The 8,975-nt window shown below is 68.4% G+C and carries 2 protein-coding genes; both read left to right on the forward strand.

From position 1 onward, the window contains the following. Nucleotides 1–2,493 (forward strand): condensation domain-containing protein (locus GVY39_RS33400; protein ID WP_159989397.1); only part of this gene is annotated, 2,493 nt, incomplete at its 5' end. 270 nt (nucleotides 2,494–2,763) lie between these two features. Next, a partial coding sequence (locus tag GVY39_RS33405; protein ID WP_159989400.1) for an amino acid adenylation domain-containing protein occupies nucleotides 2,764–8,975 on the forward strand: 6,212 nt, incomplete at its 3' end.

Below are 8,975 nucleotides of genomic sequence, written 5' to 3' on the forward strand. Positions count from 1 at the left end.
GTCCAGCAGGCCGTCGCCGAGGTGTTCGCCGGGCTGCTCGGCGCCGACCGGGTCGGTTTGGATGACGATTTCTTCGCGTTGGGCGGCAACTCGCTGCTGGCCACCCGGGTGATCGCCCGGATCAACGAGGCCCTGGACGCGGATGTGGCAGTACGGGAGTTGTTCGAAGCACCCACCGTCGCCGGCCTGGCCGCACGGGTGATCCCCGGCGCCGGCGGCGGCGCGCGCCCGGTACTCGAACGCCGTCCGCGCACCGAACCGATCCCGCTGTCACTGGCCCAGCAACGGATGTGGGTACTCAACCAGTTCGACCCCACCTCCCCCGCCTACAACATCCCCCTGGCCATCCAGCTACGCGGCGCGCTGGATGTCTCCGCGTTACGGCACGCCCTGGCCGACGTCCTCGAACGCCACGAATCCCTGCGCACCCGCTACCCCGCCGACGGACCCGGCGCCACCCCCTACCAGCAAATCCTCACCGTGGACCAAGCACTACCCGGCGGGCTGGAACTCACCGTCACCGACGACCCCCTCACAGCGATCACCGAGCTGATGCACACCGGCTTCGACGTCACCGAAGAAGTCCCCGTCCGCGCCCTGCTGGCCGAAACCGGGCCCGAGGAACACCTCCTGGCGTTCGTCGCCCACCACATCGCCGCCGACGGCGCCTCCATGGCCCCCCTGGCCCGCGACCTGATGACCGCCTACCTCGCCCGCATCGGCGGCAACTCCCCCCGCTGGGCGCCCCTGGAAGTGCAATACGCCGACTACGCCATCTGGCAACGCACCGTCATCGGCACCGACACCGACCCCGACTCCATCGCCGCCCGCCAACTGTCCTACTGGCGCACCCACCTCGACGGCCTCACCACCCAACCCGACCTCCCCCTCGACCGCCCCCGCCCCACCGTGCCCAGCATGCAAGGCGCCAACACCACCCTCACCCTGGCACCGCAAACCCACACCGCGCTCACCGCCCTGGCCCGCGAACACCACAGCACCCTGTTCATGGTCGTACACGCCGCCCTGGCCGTCCTGCTGGCCCGCCTGTCCGGCCACCACGACATCGCCATCGGCACCCCCATCGCCGGACGCGGCCAACGCGCCCTCGACGACCTCGTCGGCATGTTCGTCAACACCCTCACCCTGCGCACCCACATCGAACCCGCCATGAGCTTCACCCAACTCATCCACCACACCCGCGACACCGACCTCGCCGCCTTCGCCAACGCCGACATCCCCTTCGAACGCGTCGCCGAAACCGTCGCCCCCGCCCGCGCCACCACCCACAACCCCCTCTTCGGCGTCGTGCTGTCATTCCAGAACAACGAACAACCCACCCTCCAACTCCCCGGCCTCACCGTCACCGCCCTCGACCCCGGCACCGTCGCCGCCAAATTCGACCTCCAAGTCAACGTCACCCCCCACCACCACCCCGACGGCACCCCCGCCCACCTCGACACCATCCTCACCTACGCCACCGACCTATTCGACCAACCCACCATCCACACCCTCGGCCACCGACTCCACCGCATCCTCACCACCATCGCCACCAACCCCCACACCCCCATCGGCGACATCGACATCCTCGACCACACCGAACGAGAACGAATCACGGCCGCGGCCGAGCCGGTGAGCGTCGAACCGCTCACAGCGACCGCGGGCACGGCGCTGACCCAGGCGCTGGCAGCGGCGGTCGAGGACGACCCGGACGGCCCCGCGGTGGTCTCCGGTGAGAACGCCCTGTCCTACCAGGACCTCGACGCGCGCTCGTCGCGGTTGGCGCGGGTGCTCATCGCGCGGGGTTGCGGACCCGGCGCGGGCGTCGCGGTCCGGCTGGACCGCGGCCTCGAAGCCGTCATCGCCACCTGGGCCGTACTCAAAACCGGCGCAGCCCTGGTCCCGGTCGACGCACTCGACACGCCACTGCCGGACCACCTCGAAATCAAGATCGGCTTGACGGTCGGCGGTTCCCGCTCGATCGGTGCGGTCGATTGGCTGGCACTGGACGATGCCACCGTCGTCGCCGAGATCGCGGCCGAATCACCGCGACCGGTCACCTACGCGCACCGCACGCGCGCATTGCGCGGCAACGACCCGGCGTTCGTCGGCGCGCAGGCGTTCAGCTACGACGACCTGGCCACGGCGGCGGGACGGCTGCGTGCGCGCACCGAGCTGACCTTCGAGTCGCGCACCTTCCAGCACGGCAGCCCGCAGTCGGCGGCCGCGCTGGTCGAGGTGGTCGCCGCCGGGTCGGTGGGCGCGTCGGTCGTGCTGGTCGTCGACGCGGACGGCGCGCTGACCGAGTCGCTCGCCGACGAATGGGTAAGTCATCTGGTGACTGATCGGACCGGGCTGGACAGGCTCGACCCGACGGCGTTGGAGGATTTGCACGCTGTGGTGCTCGACAATGGTGTCGGCGCCGTGCCCGCGGGACCCTGGACGAATGTGGCCGCTATCGTCGAGTTCACCGAGCTGTTCGACAGCGAGTGAAGCGAATCACAGTCAGACGCAAGCCCCCAGCTGTGTGACTATGCACACAGCTGGTTGGTTTGCTGTATCAGGGCGTCCGCTGGAAATGTGTCAGGGACGTGTTCGAACAGGCAGGATGTGCACAGTTTTCATGTTTCGCTTGTCGGGGAATAGTCTGCCGGCCTCTGGGTGGGGAACCAGGAAACACGAAGCGGGGCTCGCGTGACGCGGCCCGCGCGGGTGCGGCCCACGCGCACCCGGCGACCCAGGGTCACCACGCTCCCGCAACTGATGGCAACCGCCGTCGAGGCGAATCCGACCGGCACCGCGGTTGTCTTCGCCGACGCGGTCGACTCACGCGGACACCTGACCTATGCGGAGCTGGATGAACGGTCCACGCGGTTGGCGCGTCTGCTGATCGATCGTGGGGTGGGTCCGGAGGATTTGGTCGCGGTGGGTGTGCCGCGGTCGATCGAGTCGGTGGTGGCGGTGTGGGCGGTGGCCAAGACCGGTGCGGGGTTCGTTCCGGTCGACCCGAACTATCCGGCCGATCGCGTCGAGCACATGGTGAAGGACTCCGGCGCCGTGCTCGGGCTCGCCGTCGCGCGCGTCGTGGCGGACTTGCCCAGCGAGATCGAATGGCTGGTCATCGATTCGGACACCTGCGCCCGGCAACTGGAGCACTACCCGACCGAACCGGTCACCTACGCGGATCGGCTGCGGCAGCTGCGCGCCGAGCATCCCGCCTATGTCATCTACACCTCCGGGTCGACGGGCATGCCGAAGGGTGTGGTGGTCACTCAGGCGGGGTTGGCGAGTTTCTGCGCTGAGCAGCGTGATCGGTATCGGGTGACGAGTGCGTCGCGGACGTTGCATTTCGCTTCGCCGTCGTTCGACGCCTCGGTGCTGGAGTTGTTGCTGGCGTTGGGCGGCGCGGCCACCATGGTCGTGGTCAAGCCGACGGTCTACGGCGGCGACGAGCTGGCGGCTCTGTTGCGCCGGGAAGCCGTCACCCACGCGTTCATCACCCCGGCCGCGCTCGCTTCGGTGAACCCCGAGGGTCTGGACGAGTTGCGCGTGGTGGTGGCCGGTGGGGAGGCGTGCCCGCCGGAATTGGTGCGGCGCTGGGTTCGTCCCATCGCAGACGGCCGGCGCGAGTTCTACAACGGGTACGGCCCGACCGAGACCACGATCATGACCAATATCAGCGCGCCGTTGGTGCCGGGGGAGCCGGTGACGATCGGGGCGCCGATCCAGGCGACCACCGAGTACGTGCTGGACGAGCGTTTGGTGCCGGTACCGATCGGCGTGGTCGGTGAGTTGTACATCGGCGGACCGCAACTGGCTCGCGGCTACCAGCTGCGTCCCGGCCTCACGGCCGTGCGTTTCGTACCGAATCCGTTCGACCCGAACCACTCTCGGCTCTATCGCACCGGTGACTTGGTGCGGTGGACGCCGAATGGTGAGTTGGAGTATCTGGGTCGCAACGATTTCCAGGTGAAGATTCGTGGTTTCCGGATCGAGCTGGGTGAGATCGATGCGGTGCTGGCCGCGCACGAGACGGTCGATTTCGCGGTCACCGTCGGCCACCAGCTCGACAGCGGCGCCACCATTCTCGCGTCCTATGTGCATGCGGCCGGCGGTCGCTCGATCGACACCGACGAGCTGATCGCGCATGCCGAGCGCAGCCTGCCGGTGCACATGGTGCCGACCTCGCTCACCGTGCTGGAGGAGATCCCGCTGACCCCGGTGGGCAAGCTGGATCGCCGTGCCCTGCCCGCGCCGCGGTTGCAGGTCAAGGAGTTCCGTGCCCCGTCGGGTCCGTTCGAGCAGTTGGTCGCGGGCGTTTTCGGCGACCTGCTCAGCGCGGGCGACGAGATCGGCGCGGACGACGATTTCTTCGAGCTGGGTGGCAATTCGCTGATCGCGACGCAGGTCGCGGCCCGGCTCGGAGCGTCGATCGGCGCGCGGGTGCCCGCGCGGACCGTGTTCGAAGCGCCGACGGTCGCGTTGCTGGCCGCCCGGCTGGCCGAATTCGACACCGGCGCGGCTCGTCCCGCGTTGGTGGCGCTGCAGCGTCCGGAGCGGGTGCCGTTGTCGTTGGCGCAGCGGCGGATGTGGTTTTTGAATCAGTTCGATACTGGTTCGGCGGCGAACAATATTCCGTTCGCGGTGCGGTTGTCGGGTGTGTTGGATGTGGCGGCGTTGCAGGCGGCGGTCGCGGATGTGGTGGAGCGTCATGAGACGTTGCGGACGGTGTATCCGGCGGTGGACGGGACCGGGTACCAGGTCGTCCTGCCTACCGTCCAGGCGATCCCGGATCTGACGCCGCACAGCCTGGCCGCTGGCGAGCTCCCGGACTGGCTGCGTATCTTCGCCTCCGCCGGTTTCGACGTCGCGGCCGAGGTGCCGCTGCGGCTTTCGCTCGCGCAGATCGGCTCCGACGACTACGTCCTCGCCGTCGTCGCGCATCACATCGCGGCCGACGGCACGTCGATAGCCCCGCTGGTGCGCGACCTGATGACCGCCTATGTAGCGCGCAGCTCGGGCACCGCGCCCGGTTGGGAGCCGCTTCCGGTGCAGTACGCGGACTACACGCTGTGGCAGCATGCCGTGCTCGGCGACGAGAACGACTCGCGCTCCGTGGCCGCGACACAGATCGCATTCTGGCGTGAGGCCCTCGCGGGCATTCCCGATCGGCTCGATCTTCCGACGGATCGGCCGCGTCCGGCCACGGCCTCCGGGCGCGGCGGCGTCTTCACCTTCAGCATCGACGCGACGACCCGCGCCCGGCTCGACGACCTCGCGCACGCCCGTGGCGCTTCGCTGTTCATGGTGGTGCACACTGCCTTCGCGGCGTTGCTCGCCCGGTTGTCCGGCTCCACCGACATCACCATCGGCACGCCGGTGGCAGGCCGCGGCGAAGCGGAACTCGATGATCTGGTCGGCATGTTCGTCAACACGCTGGTGCTGCGGACCGTGGTCGATCCGGCGGCCTCGTTCACCCAACTGCTGGAGGCGACCAAGGAACGCGACCTCGCGGCCTTCTCACATGCCGAGTTGCCGTTCGAGCGCTTGGTCGAGGTGCTGGACCCGGTGCGCTCGCAGGCGCATCATCCGCTGTTCCAGGTGGCGCTGTTCTTCCAGAACATGGATCAGGCGCAGCTCGAGCTGCCGGGCCTGTCGGTCGCCGCGGTGGAATTCGACGGCGCGGTGGCCAAATTCGACCTCCAGCTGACCATGACGCCGCAGGAGGGCCCGGACGCGGGCCTGGCAGGCATGTTCACCTATGCCACCGATCTGTTCGACGAGCGATCGGTGGCCGAGTTCGCGGCGCGCCTGAGCCGGTTGCTGCGCGCGATCGCCGCCGACCCCGATCGCGCGCTGGGCGGAATCGACCTGCTCAACGTGGTCGAGCGGGATCGCATCCTGCACGAGTGGAACGACACCCGCTACCCGGTCCGTCCCGAGTTGCTGCTGGACGGTTACCGCCGTGCCGTCGAGGCGCACCCGGAACGGGTCGCGCTGGTTCACGAGGGTGTCGAGCTGTCGTATCGGGCGTTCGATGCGCGGGTGAATCGTTTGGCGCGGTTGTTGATTTCGCAGGGTGTGGGTGCGGAGTCGTTGGTGGGTTTGGCGGTTCGGCGGTCGTTGGATCTTGTGGTGGGGATGTATGCGATCGTGGCGGCGGGTGGGGCGTATGTGCCGTTGGATCCGGATCATCCGGCCGAACGCATAGCGCACATCCTGGACACAGCTCGTCCCCTCTGCGTCGTGACGACCAGCGCGGACGCGACGGCTCTGCCCGGCGAGGTCCCGACCCTGGCCCTGGACACGCTGGAACTCGACGGGTTCGACGACGCCCCGGTGCGTGCCGAGGAGTTGGTGCGCCCGGTGCTGCCGGACCATCCGGCGTACGTGATCTTCACGTCGGGATCGACCGGCAGGCCGAAGGGCGTCGCGGTGTCCCACGCCGCGATCAACAACCAGATCGCGTGGATGCTCGCGGAGTACCCGCTGGGCCCGGACGACGTGTATTTGCAGAAGACGGCGACGACGTTCGATGTCTCGCTGTGGGGATACTTCATGCCGTTGCGGGCGGGGGCGAAACTGGTCGTCGCCACGCACGACGGCCATCGCGACCCTGCTTACGTTGCGGAGACCATTGCCGCGCAGGGCGTGACGGTAACGGATTTCGTGCCGTCCATGCTGACGGTCTTCGCCGCGCACACCGCACCCGGAAGCTGCCCGACGCTCGAGCACGTCTTCGTGATCGGCGAGGCGTTGCCGCCGGAGACCGTTGACGCTGTGCAGGCGGTGTCCGATGCCGCTGTGCACAACCTGTACGGCCCGACCGAGGCGGCCGTGTCGGTGACCTACTGGCCCGCGGCGGCGGGCGAGCGCACGGTGCCGATCGGCCTGCCGCAGTGGAACACTCGGGTCTACGTGCTCGATTCGTGGTTGCGGCCCGTCCCGGTGGGCGTTCCCGGGGAACTGTATCTCGCGGGTGATCAGCTGGCGCGCGGTTATGTGCGTCGTCCCGATCTCACCGCGGACCGCTTCGTGGCCAACCCGTTCGCGACCGGCGAGCGGATGTACCGGACCGGCGACCTCGTCGTGTGGCGTAAAGACGCGGATGACGCGGTGCTCGACTATCTCGGCCGGACCGACTTCCAGGTGAAGTTTCGTGGTCAGCGGATCGAGCTGGGTGAGATCGAGACGGCGCTGCTGGCTCAACCGTCCGTGAGCCAGGCCGTGGCTCTCGTCGCGCCGTCCGCGCTGGGTGACCAGCTCGTCGCCTACGTCGTGCCCACACCGGGCGACCGGATCGACCCGGTGGCATTGCGGTCCGCGATCGGCGACACCTTGCCCGCGTACATGGTTCCGGCCGCGATCGTCGCGCTGGATGAGTTCCCGTTGAACTCCAGTGGCAAGCTGGATCGTAAGGCGCTGCCGGAGCCCACCTTCGAGGCCAAGCATTTCCGTGCGCCCGTGACCGCGATCGAGGAGATCGTGGCCGGGGTGTTCGGCGAAGTGCTCGGTGCGGGGCGGGTCGGCGCGGACGACGATTTCTTCGCGCTCGGCGGAAACTCGTTGGTCGCCACCCAGGTCGTGGCGCGGGTCGGTGCGGCGGTCGGTGCGCGGGTACCGGTGCGGACACTGTTCGAGTCGCCGACCGTCGCGGCGTTGGCGGCGGCGATCGAGTCACGCACGCATGGTGAGCGCGGTGTGGAGTTGGGCAGCATCGCCCGACCCGACCAGTTGCCGTTGTCGCTGGCGCAGCGGCGGATGTGGTTCCTCAACCGCTTCGACCAGACCGACGACGCGGGGGAGCAGATCGGTTCGGCGGCCTATAACCTGCCGTTCGCGTTGCGGTTGACCGGCGAGCTGGACGTGGCCGCGCTTGGGGCGGCGCTGCACGATGTCGTCGCGCGGCACGAGGTGCTGCGCACGGTCTATCCGGAGACGCCGGACGGTCCGGTGCAGGTGGTGTTGCCCGCCGCGCAGGTCTCGGTGGATCTGGATCCGCGGGTGCTGGCCGAGTCCGATGTGGCGAGCAGCGTGTACGCGTTGGCGGCGACGCCGTTCGACGTGACGACCGAGGTCCCGCTGCGGGCCGTGCTCCTTCAGGTCGATGGAGCGCCCGAGACGTATGTGCTCGCGGTGGTGGTGCATCACATCGCGGCGGACGCGTCGTCGATGCGGCCGCTGGTGCGCGATGTGATGATCGCCTACGCGGCCCGTACCTCGGGCGACGCTCCGGGATGGTCGCCGCTGCGGGTGCAGTATGCGGATTACGCGTTGTGGCAGCGTGCGGTACTGGGGGAGGAGTCCGATCCGGAATCGCTCGCCGCACGGCAGATCGCGTTCTGGCGCGCCGAGCTGGCCGACCTGCCCGACCTGCTGGAATTGCCGACCGACCGGCCGCGCCCCGCGGTGGCGTCGCTAGCGGGTGCGCGCGTGGACATCGAGATCGATGCGGCGACTCACGCGGGTCTCGTGGACTTGGCGCGTGCGCACGGCGCGACGCTGTTCATGGTCGTGCACACGGCTTTCGCGGTTTTGCTCGCTCGCTTGTCCGGCACCGCGGATATCGCCATCGGAACGCCGGTCGCGGGTCGTGGTGAGCGTGAGCTCGACGATCTGATCGGCATGTTCGTCAACACCCTGGTGTTCCGGACGCGATTCGAGCCGGATGAGTCGTTCGTCGGCCTGCTGGGTAAGCAGCGTGAGTCGGATCTCGCCGCGTTCGCGCATGCGGATGTGCCGTTCGAGCGGTTGGTGGAGGTGTTGAATCCGCCGCGGTCGACGGCGCGTCATCCGTTGTTCCAGGTGGGGTTGTCGTTTCAGAATGTCGGGCGTGCGGTGTTGGAGTTGCCGGGTTTGTCGGTGGCTGGTGTGGATGCGGATTTGGATGTGTCGCAGTTCGATCTGCATTTGATTGTTGGTGATGGGTATGAGGAGTCGGGTGCGGCTGCGGGTATTGGTGGGTTTTTGACGTA

The organism is Nocardia sp. CY15 (assembly GCF_009829295.1).
GTDB lineage: Bacteria > Actinomycetota > Actinomycetes > Mycobacteriales > Mycobacteriaceae > Nocardia > Nocardia sputi.